The sequence below is a fragment of the Variovorax sp. KBW07 genome (genome assembly GCF_003852515.1).
In the GTDB taxonomy this organism is placed as follows: domain Bacteria; phylum Pseudomonadota; class Gammaproteobacteria; order Burkholderiales; family Burkholderiaceae_C; genus Variovorax.
In genome coordinates this window covers 1-20,687 of the sequence record NZ_QAJK01000154.1, presented here as the reverse complement: position 1 = coordinate 20,687, position 20,687 = coordinate 1, and the positions used below count along the sequence as shown (strand labels likewise).

17 protein-coding genes are annotated in these 20,687 nt (G+C 65.8%); 5 read left to right on the top strand and 12 right to left on the bottom strand.

Annotated elements, in window-relative coordinates:
• The first annotated feature begins 261 nt into the window (after positions 1–261).
• The 3 genes from DBV14_RS27655 to DBV14_RS27645 all read left to right on the top strand — a co-directional run bounded on the left by DBV14_RS27655 (position 262) and on the right by DBV14_RS27645 (position 5,377).
• Entirely contained in the window at positions 262–3,177 is a 2,916-nt protein-coding gene (locus tag DBV14_RS27655) for a ribonucleoside-diphosphate reductase subunit alpha (protein WP_124464199.1), read from the top strand.
• A gap of 204 nt (positions 3,178–3,381) precedes the next feature.
• Positions 3,382–4,620 carry a ribonucleotide-diphosphate reductase subunit beta gene (locus DBV14_RS27650; protein WP_124464197.1) on the top strand — a complete coding sequence of 413 codons (1,239 nt, stop codon included), beginning with the start codon at positions 3,382–3,384 and terminating at the stop codon, positions 4,618–4,620.
• A gap of 196 nt (positions 4,621–4,816) precedes the next feature.
• Complete coding sequence (locus DBV14_RS27645) at positions 4,817–5,377, top strand: histone H1-like DNA-binding protein (protein WP_124464195.1); 561 nt, start codon at positions 4,817–4,819, stop codon at positions 5,375–5,377.
• A 126-nt stretch (positions 5,378–5,503) separates the two neighbouring features.
• On the opposite strand, the gene DBV14_RS27640 is transcribed toward DBV14_RS27645, so the two are convergent.
• The 7 genes from DBV14_RS27640 to DBV14_RS27610 form a co-directional block, all read right to left on the bottom strand.
• The gene (locus DBV14_RS27640) at positions 5,504–6,406 is read right to left on the bottom strand and encodes a carbohydrate kinase family protein (RefSeq protein ID WP_124464193.1); all 903 of its coding nucleotides are present in this window, start codon (positions 6,404–6,406) and stop codon (positions 5,504–5,506) included.
• Positions 6,407–6,472: 66 nt separating this feature from the next.
• Positions 6,473–7,957: a zinc-ribbon and DUF3426 domain-containing protein gene (locus DBV14_RS27635; protein ID WP_124464190.1), complete on the bottom strand. Its 1,485-nt coding sequence runs from the start codon at positions 7,955–7,957 to the stop codon at positions 6,473–6,475.
• A 76-nt stretch (positions 7,958–8,033) separates the two neighbouring features.
• On the bottom strand, positions 8,034–8,918 hold the full coding sequence (gene prmA / locus DBV14_RS27630) for a 50S ribosomal protein L11 methyltransferase (protein ID WP_124464188.1): 885 nt from the start codon (positions 8,916–8,918) through the stop codon (positions 8,034–8,036).
• 16 nt (positions 8,919–8,934) lie between these two features.
• On the bottom strand, positions 8,935–10,284 hold the full coding sequence (accC, locus tag DBV14_RS27625) for an acetyl-CoA carboxylase biotin carboxylase subunit (protein WP_013539470.1): 1,350 nt from the start codon (positions 10,282–10,284) through the stop codon (positions 8,935–8,937).
• 2 nt (positions 10,285–10,286) lie between these two features.
• On the bottom strand, positions 10,287–10,745 hold the full coding sequence (gene accB / locus DBV14_RS27620) for an acetyl-CoA carboxylase biotin carboxyl carrier protein (protein WP_124464186.1): 459 nt from the start codon (positions 10,743–10,745) through the stop codon (positions 10,287–10,289).
• A 100-nt stretch (positions 10,746–10,845) separates the two neighbouring features.
• Positions 10,846–11,400 (bottom strand): TlpA disulfide reductase family protein, encoded by a 555-nt coding sequence (locus DBV14_RS27615; RefSeq protein WP_124464184.1) that lies wholly within the window; start codon positions 11,398–11,400, stop codon positions 10,846–10,848.
• Positions 11,401–11,997, bottom strand: coding sequence for a hypothetical protein (locus tag DBV14_RS27610; RefSeq protein ID WP_124464182.1), 597 nt, complete (start codon positions 11,995–11,997; stop codon positions 11,401–11,403).
• Between the two features lie 111 nt (positions 11,998–12,108).
• Between DBV14_RS27610 and mpl the strand changes: the two genes are divergently transcribed.
• Entirely contained in the window at positions 12,109–13,530 is a 1,422-nt protein-coding gene (gene mpl / locus DBV14_RS27605) for a UDP-N-acetylmuramate:L-alanyl-gamma-D-glutamyl-meso-diaminopimelate ligase (protein WP_124464180.1), read from the top strand.
• Positions 13,527–14,036, top strand: a complete 510-nt coding sequence (locus DBV14_RS27600) for a cupin domain-containing protein (RefSeq protein ID WP_124464178.1) — start codon at positions 13,527–13,529, stop codon at positions 14,034–14,036. The genes mpl and DBV14_RS27600 overlap by 4 nt, the downstream gene beginning before the upstream one ends.
• 30 nt (positions 14,037–14,066) lie before the next feature.
• On the opposite strand, the gene DBV14_RS27595 is transcribed toward DBV14_RS27600, so the two are convergent.
• The 5 genes from DBV14_RS27595 to DBV14_RS27575 all read right to left on the bottom strand — a co-directional run bounded on the left by DBV14_RS27595 (position 14,067) and on the right by DBV14_RS27575 (position 20,575).
• The gene (locus tag DBV14_RS27595) at positions 14,067–15,185 is read right to left on the bottom strand and encodes a 3-deoxy-7-phosphoheptulonate synthase (protein ID WP_124464176.1); all 1,119 of its coding nucleotides are present in this window, start codon (positions 15,183–15,185) and stop codon (positions 14,067–14,069) included.
• Positions 15,186–15,413: 228 nt separating this feature from the next.
• Positions 15,414–15,956 (bottom strand): hypothetical protein, encoded by a 543-nt coding sequence (locus tag DBV14_RS27590; protein WP_124464174.1) that lies wholly within the window; start codon positions 15,954–15,956, stop codon positions 15,414–15,416.
• Positions 15,957–16,008: 52 nt separating this feature from the next.
• Positions 16,009–17,469 (bottom strand): metalloprotease TldD, encoded by a 1,461-nt coding sequence (gene tldD / locus DBV14_RS27585; RefSeq protein WP_124464173.1) that lies wholly within the window; start codon positions 17,467–17,469, stop codon positions 16,009–16,011.
• Positions 17,470–17,546: 77 nt separating this feature from the next.
• Entirely contained in the window at positions 17,547–18,701 is a 1,155-nt protein-coding gene (gene rodA / locus DBV14_RS27580; protein ID WP_124464171.1) for a rod shape-determining protein RodA, read from the bottom strand.
• Between the two features lie 32 nt (positions 18,702–18,733).
• The gene (locus tag DBV14_RS27575; RefSeq protein WP_124464169.1) at positions 18,734–20,575 is read right to left on the bottom strand and encodes an ATP-binding protein; all 1,842 of its coding nucleotides are present in this window, start codon (positions 20,573–20,575) and stop codon (positions 18,734–18,736) included.
• Positions 20,576–20,687: the final 112 nt, after the last annotated feature.

Below are 20,687 nucleotides of genomic sequence, written 5' to 3'. Positions count from 1 at the left end.
CCCTGCAGGCCCAAATCGGCCTGCAAGCCACGCCCCATGCGGGTTGCGCCACCATAGGCCAGTATTGATGCGGCATCGCTGGCCGTGTCCTATGCCGAAAGAAATATCGGCAATGCTTGTATCCGGAAGAAAACGCTACATCTAGTGGGTTGTAGCCCCCTCACACCCTAGATATAGTGTCTTCCGTCCGACGCTCAATGTCGGCGCGACGCTCGCCGAGGCGTCGCCATCCAACAAGAATTGCCAACCGAGAGGAAGCGAATGCAAACAGCCCTGAACCCCCAATCGACCCCGCGTGCCGTTCCCTCGACGCCACCGCAGCAGCAGCGAGACACTGCTGGCTCGCCCACCGGCCAGAACCTCGCTCACTACCAGATCATTCGCCGCAACGGCGCCGTCGTTCCGTTCGAGCCGAACAAGATCGCCATCGCGATGATGAAAGCCTTCCTGGCCGTGCACGGCACCCAGGGCGCGGCTTCGGCCAGCGTGCGCGAAACCGTCGACACGCTCACGCAAGGCGTGATCCGCGCCATGGTGCGCTCGCGTCCGGGCGGCGGCACCTTCCACATCGAAGACGTGCAAGACCAGGTCGAACTGGGCCTGATGCGCGGCGGCCACCACGAAATCGCTCGTGCCTACGTGCTGTACCGCGAACGCCGCACGCAAGAGCGCTCCAAGCAAGTCGAGCAAGACACGCCGGCCGCTCCCGCGCTGCACGTGCTGGACAACGGCGAGCTCGTCGCGCTCGACCTGAACGAACTCAAGGGCCTGATCGAGTCCGCCTGCGAAAACCTGGGCGACAGCATCACGGCCGCGCCGATCGTCGCCGAGACGATGCGCAACCTGTACGACGGCGTGCCGCTCGACGAGGTCTACAAGGCTTCGATCCTGGCCGCCCGCACGCTGATCGAGAAAGACCCCGACTACACCTTCGCCACCGCGCGCCTGCTGCTGCACACGATCTTCAAGGAGATCATCGGCCGCGAAGTGATGCCCGCCGAACGCGCCACCGCCTACGCCGACTACTTCCCGCAGTTCATCAAGAAGGGCGTCGAGAACGAACTGCTCGACGAGAAGCTGCTGCAGTACGACCTGCCCCGCCTGGGCGCCGCCCTGAAGGCCAAGCGCGACAACCAGTTCGACTACCTGGGCCTGCAGACCCTGTACGACCGCTACTTCCTGCACGTGCGCAAGACGCGCATCGAGCTGCCGCAGGCTTTCTTCATGCGCGTGGCCATGGGCCTGTCGCTGAACGAAATCGACCGTGAAGCGCGCGCCATCGAGTTCTACGAAGTGCTGTCGTCGTTCGACTTCATGTCGAGCACGCCCACGCTGTTCAACGCCGGCACGCTGCGCTCGCAACTGTCCAGCTGCTACCTGACCACCGTGCCCGACGACCTGGACGGCATCTACGAGTCGATCAAGGAAAACGCGCTGCTCTCGAAGTTCGCGGGCGGCCTGGGCAACGACTGGACCCGCGTGCGCGCACTGGGCAGCCACATCAAGGGCACCAACGGCGAATCGCAAGGCGTGGTGCCGTTCCTGAAGGTGGTGAACGACACCGCCGTGGCGGTGAACCAGGGCGGCAAGCGCAAGGGCGCCGTCTGCACGTACCTGGAAACCTGGCACCTCGACATCGAGGAGTTCCTGGAGCTGCGCAAGAACACCGGCGACGACCGCCGCCGCACGCACGACATGAACACGGCCAACTGGATTCCCGACCTCTTCATGCGCCGCGTGATGGAAAAGGGCACCTGGACGCTGTTCTCGCCCTCCAACGTGCCCGACCTGCACGACCTGTTCGGCGCCGACTTCGAAAAGGCCTACGTCGCCTACGAAGAGAAGGCGGCCCGCGGCGAGATCAAGCCCGCGCGCACCATCCAGGCTTCGGACCTGTGGCGCAAGATGCTCACGATGCTGTTCGAGACCGGCCACCCCTGGATCACGTTCAAGGACGCCTGCAACGTGCGCTCGCCGCAGCAGCACGCCGGCGTGGTTCACTCGTCGAACCTGTGCACCGAGATCACGCTGAACACCAGCGACACCGAAACCGCGGTGTGCAACCTGGGTTCGGTGAACCTGCTGCAGCATCTGAAGGACGGCAAGGTCGACCAGGAAAAGCTCCAGAAGACCATCTCGACCGCGATGCGCATGCTCGACAACGTGATCGACATCAACTACTACGCCGTGAAGAAGGCGCGCGACTCGAACCTGCGCCACCGTCCGGTCGGCCTGGGCCTGATGGGCTTCCAGGACGCGCTGTACGAACTGCGCATTCCCTACGCCTCGCAAGAAGCCGTGCAGTTCGCCGACGAGTCGATGGAAGCCATCTGCTACCACGCCTACTCGGCATCGGCCGACCTGGCGCGCGAACGCGGCAAGTACTCGAGCTACAAGGGCTCGCTGTGGGACAAGGGCATCCTGCCGATCGACACGCTCGACCTGCTTGAGAAGGCACGCGGCGGCTACGTCGAAGTCGACCGCTCGTCCACGCTCGACTGGGAAGCGCTGCGCCAGAAGATCAAGGCCCAGGGCATGCGCAATTCGAACTGCGTGGCCATTGCACCGACCGCCACCATCTCGAACATCATCGGCGTCGACGCTTCCATCGAACCCTGCTTCGGCAACCTGTCGGTCAAGTCGAACCTGTCGGGCGAATTCACCGTCATCAACCACTACCTGGTGCGCGACCTGAAGCGCCTGGGCCTGTGGGACGACGTGATGGTCATGGACCTGAAGCACTTCGACGGTTCGCTGCGTCCGATCGACCGCGTGCCGCAAGACGTGAAGGCGCTCTACGCCACCGCGTTCGAAGTGGAAACCACGTGGCTGGTCGAAGCCGCCTCGCGTCGCCAGAAGTGGATCGACCAGGCGCAGTCGCTGAACATCTACATGGCCGGCGCATCGGGCAAGAAGCTCGACGACACCTACAAGCTCGCATGGCTGCGCGGCCTGAAGACCACGTACTACCTGCGCACGCAGAGCGCGACGCACGCCGAGAAATCGACGGTGCAATCGGGCCGCCTCAACTCGGTGTCGTCGGGCAACGACGCACCTTCGGGCATGAGCGCACTCGAAGCCGCCGCTGCTGCCGCGAAGGCACAGATGAGCGCAATGCCCGCCACCGACATCGCCTTCTGCGGTGTGGACGATCCGACCTGCGAAGCGTGCCAGTGAACGTGTCGATATTCACGACACGGAGTTCGTGAGCCAGTGAGGCGCATGTGAAGAAAAATCGCGCGACGTTCAGGCAATGAAGGCATTGACTGACATCGCGCGATGCATGCGAGCAACATAACAACCACATAAATGGAGCGCGATGTGAACGAGCACTTTGCAACTTACATCGTTACTCCGATAATTTGAGCATTGGATTTTTCTATGTTGACCTGGGACGAAGAAGTCAAGCCCTCCTTACCAAAGGATATGCAACAAGGATTGCAGCACCACAACGCATCGACCAGCGGCTTGCCCGCGGGCCGTTCGGTGGATGCTCCGACTTCGTCGATTGCACAACCCACGCTGCGCACGTTCGATGACGGCGCCGCGCCGTTGCGTCAGGTCGCACCGGCCGCAACCGCCGCCGCGGTTCCCGCTGTCGCCCAGCGCGTCAAGGCTTCCGACAAGCGCATCATCAACGGCCAGACCGACGTCAACCAGCTGGTGCCGTTCAAGTACAAGTGGGCCTGGGAAAAATACCTCGCCACCTGCGCCAACCACTGGATGCCGCAGGAAGTGAACATGACGCGCGACATCGCGTTGTGGAAAGACCCGAACGGCCTGACCGAAGACGAGCGCCGCATCGTCAAGCGGAACCTCGGCTTCTTCGTGACCGCCGATTCGCTGGCCGCCAACAACATCGTGCTGGGCACCTACCGCCACATCACGGCGCCCGAATGCCGCCAGTTCCTGCTGCGCCAGGCTTTTGAAGAAGCGATCCACACGCACGCGTACCAGTACATCGTCGAGTCGCTCGGCCTGGACGAAAGCGAGATCTTCAACGCCTACAACGAAGTGCAATCGATCCGCGAGAAGGACCAGTTCCTGCTCCCGTTCATCGACGCCATCAGCGACCCGCACTTCAAGACCGGCACGCACGAAACCGACCAGACGCTGCTCAAGTCGCTCATCGTGTTCGCCTGCCTGATGGAAGGCCTGTTCTTCTACGTCGGCTTCACGCAGATTCTTGCGCTGGGCCGCCAGAACAAGATGACCGGCGCCGCCGAGCAGTACCAGTACATCCTGCGCGACGAGTCGATGCACTGCAACTTCGGCATCGACCTGATCAACCAGCTCAAGCTCGAGAACCCCGGCCTCTGGACTGCAGAGTTCAAGGCCGAGATCAAGGACCTCTTCATGAAGGCCGTCGAGCTCGAGTACAAATACGCCGAAGACACCATGCCACGTGGCGTGCTCGGCATGAATGCCTCCATGTTCAAGGGCTACCTGCGCTACATTGCCAACCGGCGTGCACAGCAGATCGGCCTCGAAACGCTTTTCCCGAACGAAGAAAACCCGTTCCCCTGGATGAGCGAAATGATTGACCTGAAGAAAGAGCGCAACTTTTTCGAAACCCGCGTGATCGAGTACCAGTCGGGTGGTGCGCTCTCCTGGGATTGAATCTTTCCGACAAGAATTAATGAATTCAAGAATTGCCCTTGCCACCGATCGCGCCAAAGAGCGCGGCATGGACGAGGGCTCAGGTGTTCATGGTGCTGGGGCTCAGATTCCAACGCCATGAATCGCTTCACGCTCCCAACGTGCGTGGAGTGCTTCAATAGGTTGATTTTTTCAACTTGATCAAGGAGAAATAGAAATGGCAACTGCAAAGAAAGCGCCGGCTAAGAAAGCCGCTGCAAAGAAGGCTCCGGCAAAGAAGGTCGTGGCTGCTAAGAAGGCTCCCGCCAAGAAGGTAGCTGCGAAGAAGGCTCCGGCCAAGAAGGTCGCAGCGAAGAAGGTAGCCGCCAAGAAGGCAGCTCCGGCGAAGAAGGTAGCCGCCAAGAAGGCAGCTCCGGCAAAGAAGGCCGCCGCCAAGAAGGCTCCGGCAAAGAAGGCCGTAGCGAAGAAGGCTCCGGCGAAGAAGGCCGCTGCAAAGAAGGCGCCTGCCAAGAAGGCCGCCGCCAAGAAGGCGCCTGCGAAGAAGGCTGCTGCCAAGAAGGCCCCGGCGAAAAAGGCTGCGGCCAAGAAAGCCGCGAAAAAGCCCGCTGCCAAGCCTGCCGCTGCCGCCAAGCCTGCTGCTGCGGCCAAGAAGCCCGCAGCAAAGAAGGCAGCCAAAGCTGCAGCGCCCGCCAAGGCAGCCGTAGCGCCCGCTCCCGCGGCGCAAACGACGCTGAATCCCCAGGCAGCCTGGCCGTTCCCGACGGCCAGCAAGCCCTGAGTTTCTCAGCGGCCTTGAAGGCGCAAAGCCCGGCACCTCACGGTGTCGGGCTTTTTTATTGGCGCCGGTTGCTAGCGCCCAGGCAGCAAGCAAGCCGGCGAACCGGCCCGTGCTTGCGCGCGGTTCTTACAGGCCCAGCGCCTTGCGATCGATCTGGTAGTTCTGCGGCCCACGCTGCGCGATCTTGATCGCACCGACGCGATTGCCCAGTGCCGCGCATTGCGCGAGCGGCCAACCCTTTTCGAGGCCGAACAGCAGCGCGCCACGCCATGCGTCGCCGCAGCCGGTGGGCTCGACCACCTCGGTCGCGACCACGCCAGGCACGTGCTCGCGTTCGCCGCCGATCCAGATTTCACAGCCCTCGGCCGCCAGCGTGACCACCAGGCCGCGCACGCGCTGCGAGATCTCGGCCAGGCTCCAGCCGGTGCGCTGCGACAGCATCTTGCCCTCGTAGTCATTCACCACGACCCAACTCGCGAGCTCCACGAAATGCCTGAGCGCCTCGCCGTCGAACATCGGCAGGCCCTGACCCGGATCGAACACGAAGGGAATGCCGGCGGCGGCAAACTGCTCCGCGTGTTGCAGCATCGCTTCGCGGCCATCGGGCGCGACGATGCCGAGCTTGATGTCTTCGCGCGCGGACACCTGCGTCACGTGCGCCTGCTGCATTGCACCGGGGTGGAAGGCGGTGATCTGGTTGTTGTCGACGTCGCTCATGATCATCGCCTGCGCGGTGAACGTGCCTTCGAGCTGGCGCACGAACTCCGTGCTGATGCCCAGTGTGCGCATGCGCTCGATGTAGTCCGCGCCGTCGGTGCCGAGCGTGGCCATCGGCAAGGCATTGCCGCCCAGCGCATTGAGGCTGTATGCGATGTTGCCGGCGCAGCCGCCGAAGTCGCGCCGCAGGGTCGGCACGAGGAACGACACATTCAGGATGTGCAACTGGTCCGGAAGAATCTGGTCGGCGAACCGGCCCTCGAAAGTCATGATGGTGTCGAACGCGAGGGAACCGCAAATCACTGCTGCCATGGGTGGACCGTTTGTTGGGTAGAAATTGGATGAAAGAAGAAAGGACGGCGCGCAAGCGACGTCCGACTAGGGATAGAAGGCTTCGACGCGGTAGCCCGCTATGGGCGGCAGCGCCGCGGCCTCCGTCGCGGACAGGGTCAACGGCAGCGAGGCCGCACGGTCGGCGCGCGCCGCCAGCACGGCCGGTGCGCCGTAGTCCGCCGGCGTCAGCACGCGGCGCACCACGGCCCGCTCTTGCGTGTCGAGCAGCGACAGCTCGACGGCCGGCATCGCGAGCGGCACGGTGGCGCCGTTGCGCAAGGTGAAGCTCAGGCGGTAGTCGTTGCCGCCGCTCTTCTCGCGCGCGAAGGCCGCGCCTTCGATCACGATGTCGCCGATCTGGCGCAGCGCCGCGAGCTCGCAGCCCGTGTACTGGCACAGCGCGGCGAGTGCGGGGCGCAGGCTGGGTTGGCGCGCGGCAATGCCATCGCGCTCATGGCGAATGACCTGCACCGCAAGCAGCAGAAGCGCCAGCAGCACCAACAGGACCAGCAAGGCACGCACGCTCTTGCGCTGCCAGAAGCCCACCGGCTTTTCGGTGGCCTCGTCTTCTTCGGCGAAGGGATGGCCCTCTGGCGCCTCGAAGGGCGCCGACAGCGAAAAATCGGGCTCGCTCTGGACCGCCACCACGGCGGCCGACGCCTTCGCGGCAGCGCGCTCCTCGCGGGCCTTGGCCGTGGCGATCTTGGCCGACTTGATGCGAGCCCGGCGCAGCGCTTTCTGCATCTGCACCTGGTCGTGGTCTTTCTCTTGCTGCTCGCGCTCCCCTTCCCCGTCGTCGCTGGCCCTCTCGACCAGCGCGCGCACCCTCATGCGCGGCGCCACGGGCAACGGCGGTGCCGGCGGCGGAGGCGAAGGCGGGGGAGCCGCAAGATTCAGGTCGATGTTCGGGAACGGCGGCAACGAACTCGCCGGCGGCCGCCACGCGGGCTCGCTGACGTCGAGGTCGGACCAGGGCTCGTCCGCGGCAATACCGTGTTCGGGCAAGGACAGCGAGAACGAAGGAGGAAGCGCAAACGATGCGGAAGACGATGGATCGAGGGAAGGCGAAGCCGCCGCAGCGGCGGACGGCTCGGTCGCGCTTGCGGTTGCGGGCTCGGAGGCCGGCACCGGCGCAGTTTCCGGCTGTGCGTGCTGTTCGGGCTCGTCATCGAAGAAGTCGGCGTCTTCCACAGCCTGCTGAGGCTCTGGCTCTGGCTGGTGCAGCGCCAGGTCGGGCAACGAAGGCAGCGATGCAGGCGCAGCCGACGGCTCCGCCTTGGCTTCGGCCGGGGCCGGCTCGACCAGTCCGGGCATATAGCCACCCGGCATCGGCGACGGCGCACTCACTGGAGCGCTCAGCGCACCTGGTGAGGCACCCGGCGCCCCATCAGGCGCTTCATGCAAATCGAGCGTGGCGTCGAACACATGGCTGCACCGGCCACAGCGCACCCAGCCATCGGAGATGCGAAGCTGGTCGCGCACCACCTTGAAGGTGGTGGTGCAGGCGGGGCAGCGGGTGACGAGACTCATGACCGGGCGATTGTAGGGTTGAGCCCTCGCCGCGTGAGTGGGTGCGGAGCGACGCGAAAAACGGGGCTGCCGCCCCTCAGCAGCGCGCCGTCATGAGGATCCAGCCGTCCTCGCTGTCGCTGACTTCCAGCGCGGCGTACGGTGCGTACGCCTCCTTCAGCTCGTCGGCCTGGCGCTCGAGGATGCCGGCCAGCACCAGCGATCCACCCGCCTTCACGTGGCTGCGCAGCAGCGGTGCGAGCACCTTGAGCGGCGTGGCCAGGATGTTGGCGAGCACGGTGTCGTAGTGGCCCTTGGCCGCATCCGGCAGGCCGGCCTTCAGGCTGACGCCATTGGCTTCGGCGTTGAGCTGCGTCGACGACACGGCGGCCTCGTCGATGTCGACCGCATCGATGTCGGTCGCGCCGAACTTGGCCGCGCCGATGGCAAGGATGCCGGAGCCGCAGCCGTAGTCGAGCACGCGCTGGTTGCCCAGCGTGCCCTGCGTCGCAATCCAGCGCAGGCACATGCGCGTGGTCGGGTGCGTGCCGGTGCCGAAGGCCAGGCCCGGGTCGAGCCGGATCACCTGCCTGGCTTGCGCGGGCGGCTCGTGCCAGGTCGGCACGATCCAGAACTCGGGCGTGATCTCGACAGGCGCGAACTGCGATTGCGTCAGGCGCACCCAGTCTTGCTCGGGCACGTTCGCCACGCCGAGCACGGCGCAGCCTTCGAAAAAGTCCTGCAGCGCGAGCACCGACGCGGCGTCTTTTGCCAGCGCTTCGTCGGGGAACAGCGCGATCACGCGCGAACGCTGCCAGCCCTCCTTGGGCGGCGGCATGCCGGGCTCGCCGAACAACGCCTGCTCGGCGTCGGTCTGCGCATCGGCATCCTCGACCGACACGCTCAACGCATCGAGTGCGTCGAGTGCGTCGCTGAGCGCTTCGACCCGGTCTTCCGGCGCCATCAGGCGGAGTTCGAACATGGCGTCGTGCGTGGGCTCAGCGCTTGTGCGCCGCGAGCCACTCTTCCAGGTAATGGATGTTGGTGCCGCCGCTCATGAACTTGGCGTCGACCATCAGCTCGCGGTGCAGCGGGATGTTGGTCTGGATGCCTTCGATCACGGTCTCGTTCAGCGCCGTGCGCATGCGCGCCATGGCCTGCTCGCGCGTGTCGCCGTACACGATGATCTTGCCGATCATCGAGTCGTAGTTCGGGGGCACGAAGTAGTTGGTGTACGCATGCGAATCGACGCGCACGCCAGGGCCGCCCGGCGGGTGCCACATGGTGATGCGGCCCGGCGACGGCGTGAACTTCCAGGCGTCCTCGGCGTTGATGCGGACCTCGATGGCGTGGCCGCGCATCTCGATCTGGCGCTGCGTGAACGGCAGCTTTTCGCCGGCAGCCACCATGATCTGCGTCTTCACGATGTCGATGCCGGTGGTGAACTCGGTCACCGGGTGCTCCACCTGCACGCGCGTGTTCATCTCGATGAAGTAGAACTCGCCGTTTTCGTAGAGGAACTCGAAGGTGCCGGCGCCGCGGTAGCCGATCTTCTTGCAGGCCGCTGCGCAACGCTCGCCGATCTTCTCGATCAGCTTGCGCGGAATGCCGGGGGCCGGCGATTCCTCGATCACCTTCTGGTGGCGGCGCTGCATGGAGCAGTCGCGCTCGCCCAGGTAGACGGCGTTCTTGTGCTTGTCGGCGAGGATCTGGATCTCGATGTGGCGCGGGTTCTGGAGAAACTTCTCCATGTACACGGCCGGATTGCTGAAGGCCGCGCCGGCCTCCGCCTTGGTCATCTGGATCGCATTGACCAGTGCCGCCTCGGTGTGCACCACGCGCATGCCGCGGCCACCGCCGCCGCCCGCCGCCTTGATGATGACCGGGTAGCCGATCGCGCGGGCAATGCGCTTGTTGGTGGCGGCGTCGTCCGAGAGCTCACCCTCGGAGCCGGGCACGCAGGGCACTCCGGCCTTGATCATGGCCTGCTTGGCCGAGACCTTGTCGCCCATCGTGCGGATGTTGTCCGGCGTCGGGCCGATGAACTGGAAACCGCTCTGCTCCACGCGTTCGGCGAAGTTGGCGTTTTCGCTCAGGAAACCGTAGCCGGGGTGAATGGCTTCGGCATCGGTCACTTCGGCCGCCGAAATGATGGCCGGCATGTTGAGATAGCTCAGCGCGGACGGGGCGGGGCCGATGCACACGGCTTCCTGCGCCAGCTTGACGTACTTGGCGTCGCGATCGGCTTCGGAATAGACCATGACGGCCTTGATGCCCATTTCGCTGCAGGCGCGCTGAATCCGGAGGGCAATCTCCCCCCGGTTTGCAACCAGGATCTTCTTGAACATGGTCACTCGATGATGAACAACGGCTGTCCGTATTCGACCGCCTGGCCGTTCTCGCCGAGGATCTGGGTGATCGTGCCGGACTTGTCGGCTTCGATTTCGTTGAGGATCTTCATCGCTTCGATGATGCAGACCGTGTCGCCCTCGTTCACCTTGCTGCCGACTTCGACGAAGGCCGGAGCGCCAGGGCTCGACGAGCGGTAAAAAGTGCCGACCATCGGCGACTTGACGGCATGGCCTGCGGGCGCGGCTTCGGCAACCGGGGCGCTGGGCGCGGCGGGTGCACCGGCGGCGGCCGGGGCGGCAGCCGCGGGCGGGGCGGCCAGGGTTTGCACATACTGCACCGGTGCGGCACCGCCGCCCTTGACGATGCGAACCTTGCCTTCGGTTTCGGTGATTTCCAGTTCGGAAATATTCGATTCGGACACCAGGTCGATCAGTGTCTTGAGTTTGCGCAGATCCATGGGACTCCAGGGCCGGCTTTGCCGGTCATTAGGATATAACTTGGCTGAAAATCGGCGATTTTCAGCGTTCGGCGTTCAACGCCAGCGTAAGAAATGGATTCTAACCACGAACAAGTTCGCGTCGCCAAGTGTCCAGGTCGGCTGTGGCGAGCTGGCCCATTTTACGAGCCGCGACCAGGCCGCCGCCGTTCAGCACCAGCGTGAAGGGCAGCCCGCCCGCCGTATTGCCCAGATTCTTGACCAGTTCCGTGCCCTGCAACCCGGCCAGTCCGATCGGATAGCTGACTGGCGTGCGTTGCAGGAACTTGCGCACAGAGCTGGGTTGATCAATGGCCAATCCCACCACTTGCCATCCGTTGGCGGCATTTTCACGGAAAAAGGCGTCGATCATGGGCATTTCTTCGACGCACGGCGGGCACCAAGTGGCCCAGAAGTTGAGCAGCAGCGGCTTCCCGCGCAGGCTCGACATGACGAACTCGCCGCCCTCGGGACGCTCGAAGCTCTGGGCCCAGAAGGCCGCATCGAGCGTTTCACCGCCCGCGGCGACGCTGCTGCCGCCGCGCTCCTTCCACCAGGCACCGCCGATCCCGGCGGCGGTCGCCGCTACCGCCACGCCGGCATACAGCATGCCGCGTCGTGTGGGCGAAGAAGTCATTCACTTGTCCTTTTCTCGTTCAATCAGTCGGCGCAATGCGGGCAGGTCGCCGCGCGGCGTGCGCCCCTGGGCATCGGGCTTCAGGGCCCCGCGCAGGTCGTCGAGGTCATAGACCAGCAGGTGCACCCCGATTTCCTCTCCGAGCGCCCGGCTCGGGGCATGCACGCTCAAGGCCTCGACCTGCTCGCCATGGAAGCCGGTCACCATGCGCGGCTCGTAGTCCACGTGGTGATCGATCAGGGCGATTTCGGCCGACTTGGAATCATCGCAGAACAACTGAATATAAATGTCTGACAACCGGGTGGCCGTTCCGTGCCAGACGGCACCGCCCACATGAGGGCGAAAGGCCGCCATGCGCTCCATCCACTCGAGCGCCAGCAGGCGCAGCACATGCAGTTCCTGGGGCTGGGTGTCGGCGCAGAAGAGCGCGATGTAGTCGCGCACCTCGGCCTCGACCTCGTCGTTGTTCGGCAGCGCAGTGCGGGCCGAGAGGCCCAGGTCGCGCAGCGCGCGGCGCTTGGCCGGGCCATATTCCAGCCCTTCCTCGACGACGAGGCGGGCTGCGGTGGCGGCAATTTCACGCTTGGACGTGTCCATCGAGGCATTTTGCCCGCAGTAGACGGCGCGCACACGAACATCAGTACAGGCCGCAGGACAAAGGCCGGGCCGCCCTGCGGCGCGTGCATGGGGCTTACCTAGAATCGACCGATGCACATTCATATTCTGGGTATCTGCGGCACGTTCATGGGCGGGTTGGCCGCCCTGGCGCGCGAAGCAGGCCACCGGGTCACGGGCTGCGACGCCGGCGTGTACCCGCCGATGAGCGATCAGTTGCGCGCTCTCGGCATCGACCTGATCGAAGGTTTCGGCGCAGACCAGCTCGCCCTTTCGCCCGACGTTTTCGTGGTCGGCAACGTGGTGTCGCGCGCCCGGCTGGCCGACGGGAGCCCCAAGTTCCCGCTGATGGAAGCCATACTGGACGCCGGCAAGCCCTACACCAGCGGCCCACAGTGGCTGGCCGAGCATGTGCTGCTGGGCCGCCACGTGCTGGCCGTGGCCGGCACGCACGGCAAGACCACCACCACGTCGATGCTGGCCTGGGTGCTGGAACAGGGCGGCAAGGCGCCCGGCTTCCTGGTCGGCGGCGTGCCGCTCGATTTCGGCGTGTCGGCGCGGCTGGGCGACGGCGCGGCCTTCGTGATCGAAGCCGACGAGTACGACACCGCCTTCTTCGACAAGCGCAGCAAGTTCGTGCACTACCGGCCGCGCACGGCCGTGCTCAACAACCTCGAGTTCGACCACGCGGACATCTTCGACGACCTGCCCGCCATCGAGCGCCAGTTCCACCACCTCGTGCGCACCGTGCCGAGCACCGGGCGGCTGGTGGTGAACGCCTCCGAAGAAAGCCTGCAGCGCGTGCTGGCGCAGGGCTGCTGGAGCGGGCTGGCGCGTTTCGGTGCCCCCAGCCCGGGTGGACCTGACAGCGAATGGCAGGCGCGCGGCTCGCACGACGCCTTCGACGTGCTGTACCGCGGCGAGGCGGTGGGCCGCGTCGAATGGGCGCTGTCGGGCCTGCACAACCAGATGAACGCGCTGGCCGCCATTGCCGCGGCCGAGCACGTGGGCGTTTCGCCGGCCGATGCGGCCCGGGCGCTCGGCAGTTTTCGCAACGTGCGCCGGCGCATGGAGCTGCGCGGCACAGTGGAGCGCAGCGGCGGCGCGATCACCGTCTACGACGACTTCGCGCACCACCCGACGGCCATCCGCACCACGCTCGACGGCCTGCGCAAGAAGCTGGATGCGGCCGGCAAGAAAAGTGAGCGCATCCTTGCGGCATTCGAGCCACGCAGCAACACCATGAAGCTGGGCGTGATGGCGGCCCAGCTGCCATGGAGCCTGGAATCGGCCGACCTGTCGTTCTGCCACACGGCAGGGCTCGACTGGGATGCCGCCGCCGCGCTGGCCCCGATGGGCGAGCGCGCGCAGGTGGCGGGCGCCATCGAGCCGTTGCTGGCGCAGATCGTGGCGGCGGCAAGGCCCGGCGATCACATCGTCTGCATGAGCAACGGCGGCTTCGGCGGCGTGCACGAGAAACTGCTTTCGGCCCTCGGAGCCACGGAGACACCATGACCGCCATGCGCGCTCGCGAACTGATCGACACCCTGAAACTCCAGCCTCACCCCGAGGGCGGCTGGTACAGCGAGGTGTTCCGCTCGGCCGCGAGCGTCACGCCCGCGGATGGCCGACCGCCCCGCAATGCCCTGACCAGCATCTACTTCCTGCTTGAGGCGGGCCAGCATTCGCGCTGGCACCGGGTGCTGTCCGATGAAGTCTGGGTGCACCTCGAAGGCGTGCCGCTGGCGCTCTGGACTTGCGATGCGGCAATGCGCACCGCGCCGGCCCACACGCGGCTGGGACCGGTCGATGCGCACGGCACGCGCCCCCAGCATGTGGTGCCGGCCGGCCAATGGCAGGCCGCCCGGCCGATCCAGGGCCACACGGCAGGCGACTACACGCTGGTCGCCTGCATGGTCGGCCCAGGCTTCGACTTTGCCGATTTCTCGATGGTGCCGCCCGACAGCGACGAAGCTGCGTCGATGCGGCACCACTGGCCCGAACTGGCCGGAATGCTCTGACGACCAGTCAGGCAGAGCCCAGCGCCCGCTTCAGCCGCGGCGCTGCTTGACGGCCTGCGACAGCGTTTCGAGCACCTGCACCGAATCGTCCCAGCCGATGCAGGCGTCGGTGATGCTCTTGCCGTATTCGAGGCCCGAGAGCTGGTCCTTGCCCGGCGTGAACTTCTGGGCACCGGCCTGCAGGTGGCTTTCGACCATCACGCCGAACACGCGGTTCGAACCGCCGGCGATCTGGCCCGCGATGTCCTTGGCCACGTCGATCTGCTTCTGGTGCTGCTTGGAACTGTTGGCGTGGCTGCAATCGACCATCAGCGTGGGCGGCAGCTTGGCGGCTTCGAGGTCCTTGCAGGCGGCTTCGACGCTGGCCGCGTCGTAGTTCGGTGCCTTGCCACCGCGCAGGATCACGTGGCAGTCGCGGTTGCCGTTGGTCTGCACGATGGCGACCTGGCCGTTCTTGTGAACCGACAGGAAGTGGTGGCCGCGCGCAGCCGCCTGGATGGCGTCGGTGGCGATGCGGATGTTGCCGTCGGTGCCGTTCTTGAAGCCGATCGGTGCCGACAGGCCCGAGGCCAGCTCGCGGTGCACCTGGCTTTCGGTGGTGCGCGCGCCGATGGCGCCCCATGCAATCAGGTCGCCGATGTACTGCGGCGAGATCACGTCGAGGAACTCGCTGCCCGCCGGCAGGCCAAGGCGGTTGATGTCAATCAGCAACTGGCGCGCGATGCGCAGGCCTTCGTCGATGCGGAAGCTTTCGTCGAGGTACGGGTCGTTGATCAGGCCCTTCCAGCCGACCGTGGTGCGCGGCTTCTCGAAGTACACGCGCATCACGATCTCGAGCGTGCCGGCGTATTTTTCGCGCTCGACCTTCAGGCGCTTGGCGTATTCGACGGCGGCGGCCGGGTCGTGGATCGAGCAGGGGCCCATGATCACCAGCAGCCGGTCGTCCTTGCCGGCCATGATGTTGTGGATGTTCCGGCGGGTGCCTTCGATCAGCGTTTCAATGGCCGTGCCCCGGATCGGGAAAAAGCGGATCAGATGTTCGGGAGGGGGGAGCACGTTGATGTCCTTGATGCGTTCGTCGTCGGTCTTGCTGGTTTTTTCGACGCTCGCATACCAGCTGTCGCTGGCGGGGGCAGTGTTCGTGCTCATGGGTGCTTCCTTGTTGGAGTGGATATCGTCAGGGCATAAAAAAACCGCCGGGGGCTTGAGGCCACCGGCGGTTTTGGGAGGGTGTTCGTTTGCTTTACGCGCTCGCCTCTCGTCCGCCGGAAACCGGGAACCAAAAGTAGGCAAAGAAATAAGCGCGGAGGGCGGACATGTGGGCGGAATGTAGCACGGAAAACAAAAACCCGGTCAATCGACCGGGCTCGGCGTTGTTTATCGGTAGCCCGATTCGTTGGGGTTGTGAATGATCCAGATCAGGTTGCCGCTGGAGAAATCGCCCATGCCGCCACCCGCGAAAATCAGCCGTCCCTGGCCCTTGTAGGTCATCTCGAAACGGTGCCGGTCGCTGCCGAAATAGAACGGAATGAAGGCCTTGCCCGTCACGTAGGCGCCCTGGTCGGTCGGCTGGCCGGCAAGGTCGGTGACCTGCCTGGCGCTCATGCCGATCTGCAGGCGCGTGAACTTGCTGTTGCGCGCCGGGGTGCCGGTGATCTCGCCTTCGTAGCCGTTCAGGCCCTTGACGGTGCGGCCGCTGCCGGCTTCGACCTTCGAGGAATCGGTCACGTTGCCGCGGGCGTCCATGCCCGCCTTCGCGCCGCCGCGTGCGGGTGCCGCCGGTGCGGCAGCTGCCGGAGCGGGCGCTGCCGCGGGTTCGCTGGCGCCGGAGCCGCCACGCGAGGCACAACCGGCGCTTGCCAGCACCACCACGGCAGTCGCAGCCCACAGGGCCGCAGACGAATTGATCCTGATCCTCATCGAATGCTCCTTCTTGTGATGAAAAAACGAAGGAGCGCAGCTTAACAAGCCCTCAGGCCGTTCCGCCGACGGTCAACCCATCGATGCGAAGGGTCGGCTGGCCCACGCCCACGGGCACACTCTGCCCCTCCTTGCCGCAGGTGCCCACGCCGGAATCGAGCGCCATGTCGTTGCCGATCATGGTCACGCGGGTGAGTGCGTCGGGGCCGTTGCCCACGATGGTCGCGCCCTTGACCGGGTACTGGATCTTGCCGTTCTCGACCCAATAGGCCTCGCTGGCCGAGAACACGAACTTGCCGCTCGTGATGTCGACCTGCCCGCCGCCGAAGTTGGTGGCGTACAGGCCCTTCTTGATGCTGGCGACGATTTCCTGCGGGTCCTTGTCGCCGCCGAGCATGTAGGTGTTGGTCATGCGCGGCATCGGCACGTGCGCGTAGCTCTCGCGGCGGCCGTTGCCCGTGGGCTTGACCTTCATGAGGCGCGCATTGAGCGAATCCTGGATGTAGCCCTTGAGGATGCCGTCTTCGATCAGCACGTTGCGCTGGCTGGCGTTGCCTTCGTCGTCCACGTTGAGCGAGCCGCGGCGGTCGGCGATCGTGCCGTCGTCGAGCACCGTGACGCCCTTGGCCGCCACGCGCTGGCCGATGCGGCCCGCGAAGGCGCTGGAGCCCTTGCGGTTGAAGTCGCCTTCGAGCCCATGGCCGATGGCTTCGTGCAGCAGGATGCCGGGCCAGCCGGAGCCGAGCACCACAGTCATTTCGCCGGCAGGCGCCGGACGGGCCTCCAGGTTGGTAAGCGCCGCTTTCACGGCGTGGTCGACGTACTCGGCAATCTGCTCGTCGGTGAAGTACGCCAGGCCGAATCGGCCACCGCCGCCGCCCGAGCCGATTTCGCGGCGGCCGTTCTGCTCGGTGATGACGGTGACCGACAGGCGCACCAGCGGACGCACGTCGGCGGCCAGCGTGCCGTCGGCGCGCGCCACCAGAATCACGTCGTATTCGCTGGCCAGGCCGGCCATGACCTGCGCCACGCGCGGATCGCGCGAACGGGCCAGCTTTTCGACCCGCTCGAGCAGCTTCACCTTGGCGGTGCTGTCGAGTGTGGAAATGGGGTCGACGCCGTTGTAGAGCGAGCGGCTCGATGCAATCTTGCGGGCCGGCGTCTTCACGCGACCGGTTCGGCCGGCGGAGGAAATGGAGCGCACCGTGCGGGCCGCATCGAGCAGCGACGCCTCGGAGATGTCGTCCGAATAGGCAAAGGCGGTTTTCTCGCCGCTGACCGCGCGCACGCCGACGCCCTGGTCGATGCTGAAGCTGCCGGTCTTGACGATGCCTTCCTCGAGGCTCCAGCCTTCGCTGCGCGTGTACTGGAAGTACAGGTCGGCGTCGTCCACCCGGTGCGAGGTGATCTCGGCCAGGGCTTTGCTCAGGTGCGATTCGTCAAGGCCGAAGGGCGTGAGCAGGAGCTGTTGCGCCGTGGCGAGGCGCTCGATGGTGGGTTCGCGAGAGATCATTGCGCCATTCTAGGCAGCCACCCTCCTCCGTGCCGCCCCAAGGACACTCGGAGCACCCTTGGGACACTCCCGGGGCGCTAGTTCTGGGCGAGCTTCCGCGCCCGGGCGATCGACATCAGGATGCCCAGCCCCAGCCCCAGCGTCACCATGGCCGTGCCGCCATAGCTGATGAACGGCAGCGGCACCCCCACCACCGGCAGGATGCCGCTCACCATGCCCATGTTGACGAAGGCATAGGTGAAGAAAATCATCGTGACCGCCCCCGCCAGCAGGCGCGAGAACAGCGTGGTCGCGTTGGTGGCGATGGCCAGCCCGCGGAAGATCAGCAGGATGAACGCCGCGATCAACGCCAGGTTGCCCATCAGCCCGAACTCCTCGGAGTAGGCGGCAAAGATGAAGTCGGTGGTGCGCTCGGGAATGAACTCCAGATGCGTCTGCGTGCCCTGCATGAAACCCTTGCCGCCCACGCCGCCCGAGCCGATGGCGATCATCCCCTGGATGATGTGGAAGCCCTTGCCCAGCGGGTCCTTGCTGGGGTCGAGCAGCGTGCACACGCGCTGCTTCTGGTAGTCGTGCAGCACCCGCCAGTCGACGCCGTCGGCGCACAGCCTTGTCTCGAAGCTCACGATCAGCGTCACCGCAATGGCGCCGATCACCACCGGCGGAACGATCAGCTTCCACGGCAGGCCTGCAAAGAAGATCACCGCCATGCCGGCCGCCAGCACCAGCAGCGAGGTGCCCAGGTCGGGCTGCTTCATGATGAGCCCGACCGGCACCGCCAGCAGCACCGTGGCCACCACGAAGTCGAGCGGCCGCAACTGGCCTTCGCGCCGCTGGAACCACCAGGCCAGCATCAGCGGCATCGCGATCTTCAGGATTTCGCTGGGCTGGATCACCACCCCGACATTGATCCAGCGCTGGGCGCCCTTCTTGGTGATGCCGAACAGCGCCACCGCCACCAGCAGCGCCACCCCCGCCGCGTAGAGCGGCACCGCGCACATCATCAGCCGCTGCGGCGGCACCTGCGCCACCACGAACATGATGAAGCCCGCCAGCAGCATGTTGCGGCCGTGGTCGACGAATCGCGAGCCATGGTCGTAGCCCGAGGAATACATGGTGGCGAGCCCGGCAAACGCCAGCAGCATCACGGCGAAGGCCAGAAAGCCGTCGAAGCCCTGGAAGATGGGCGCGACACGGCGCGCCAGGGAGGGCTGATTGAACACGGCAGACATGGGGGCGGATTATCCCCGCCCCGCAAGTCGTTTCAGTCGAAACCGAGCTGAACGACCGTGCGCCCCGGTCGGCTTTCCAGCCCCAGGCGGGCACCGATGGCCCCGGCGCGCTCGGCCAGCGAGCGGGGCGCATGCGCCGCGTCGAAGCCCCGGCCGTTGTCGATCACGCGCAGCTGTACCGTACCGTCCCGCATGCCGGCCTCGATCCGCAGCACGCTGGCGTGGGCGTGCTGCAGCACATTCGAAATGGCCTCGAACAGCAAGAACTGCAGTTGCCGCATGGCTTGGGCATCGAGCCGCTCCACCGGCGCAACCTCGTCCACCGCCCATTCGAACTCGATGCCCGCCGCCGCCAGCCGGGGCTCCAGCCGGTAGCGCAGCGCCGCGAGCAACGCGCCGATGTCGCCCGGCGGCAGGTGAATCGAGTCGATCGACAGCTTGAGCTGGTCCAGCGAATCGCGCAGCGTGCGCAGCAGGTCGCCCGAGCTGGTCTGGCCCGACTGCAGTTGCCGGATCGCCGAACTGATGTGCGAGCCCACCCCATCGTGCATGTCGCGCAGGATGCGTTCGCGCTCGTGGGTGCGCGCCTGGTCGCGCGCCGCCGCCTCGAGCTCTGCATAGGTGGCCGCCAGTTCGCGCTCGCGCTGGGCCACGCGCTCGGCCAGCGCCGCAACCGATCCGCGCGCCTGGACGCTGGCGGCATGAAAGCGCCGCAGCACGATCAGCAGCAGCGCCACGCCGAAGAACACCGACGAATAGCGCACCCAGGTGGTTTCGCCATAGGTGTCGCTGAGCCGGATCACCAGCCAGTCGCGCGCGCCGAACATCACCGTCACCAGCGCGGCGCCCGCCACCAGCAGTTGCTCCGTGTTCGGCTTGCGAACAGTGGCCACGACAAAAGCCGCGACGAACGAGAAGATGAGCACGATCTCGACGGCAAGCCATCCGGTCAGCCACAGCGGCTCGTCGCGGGACAGCGACAGCGCGCTGAACACCACGGTGCCGAGCACGATGCCGCCCATGGGCCAGCGCACCCATCGGTGGCGCGGCGCCCGCCCCCACCCGGCGATATGGAGGCCGAACATCATGACGGAGACGGCCCACCCCGCGTAGCAGGCGGCCATGAGCACGCCCCACGGCCCCCACGAGAGCGGCGGCTCGGGAATCACCCCGTCGGCCACCCGGATGGCCCAGCAGAACTCGGCCAGCGCGGCCCAGAAATAGATGCCTTCGCGCCGCGTGTGCCCGTTGGCATCGATCTCGACCTGCGTCAGCCACAGCGCCAGCGCGATGCCGCCGACGATCAGGCTGAAGGCGGTCAGCAGCACCGAGCCGGTGAAGCGCCAGGCATAGGCGCCCTCGAAAAACTCGGTGCGCACCGGCGTGGCCGGCCCGATGGTCACGCGGGAAAGGCCGGCGCGCCTTGCGCTGTCGGCGCGCAGGTTGATCCGCAGGTGGTTGTCGCCCTTCCTCAGCAAATGCCCCGGCACGGGCACGTAGATGGGCGCCTTGGCGTAGTCGGCCTGGTTGCCGCGGTCCATGTCGCCGTAGACCTGCAGCAGCGCGCCGTTGAGTTGCACCTCGAAGACGCTGCCGGCGCGGGGAATGAAAATGCCCCAGGGCGCCTCGGGCGTGGCGTCGAGCGTGAACGGGAGGTCGAAGGTGGCACTGCCGGGCCGGCCCCCGTGGCGGCGGTCCCAGTGGTAGGAAAGCTCGACGGGCTCGCTGCGCGTGACGCCATCGATGGTGGTGGTGACGGTGCCCCGCTGCAGTTCGATCGGGCTCTCTGGCGCGGCCACGCTCGCAGCTACGGTGCCGCCCGAAAGGAGCAGCGCCAGCCACAGCGAAAACAACGACACCAGCCTAGGCAGCATTCGCCCGCTCAGTGTTCCGCCACGCTGTTGCGTGATCCGCTGTGATGCATGAAGCCGACGGGGGTGCGTTTGCTCTTTGTGCTGCTGTTCGGGAGCGGGGTCATTCGTGGCG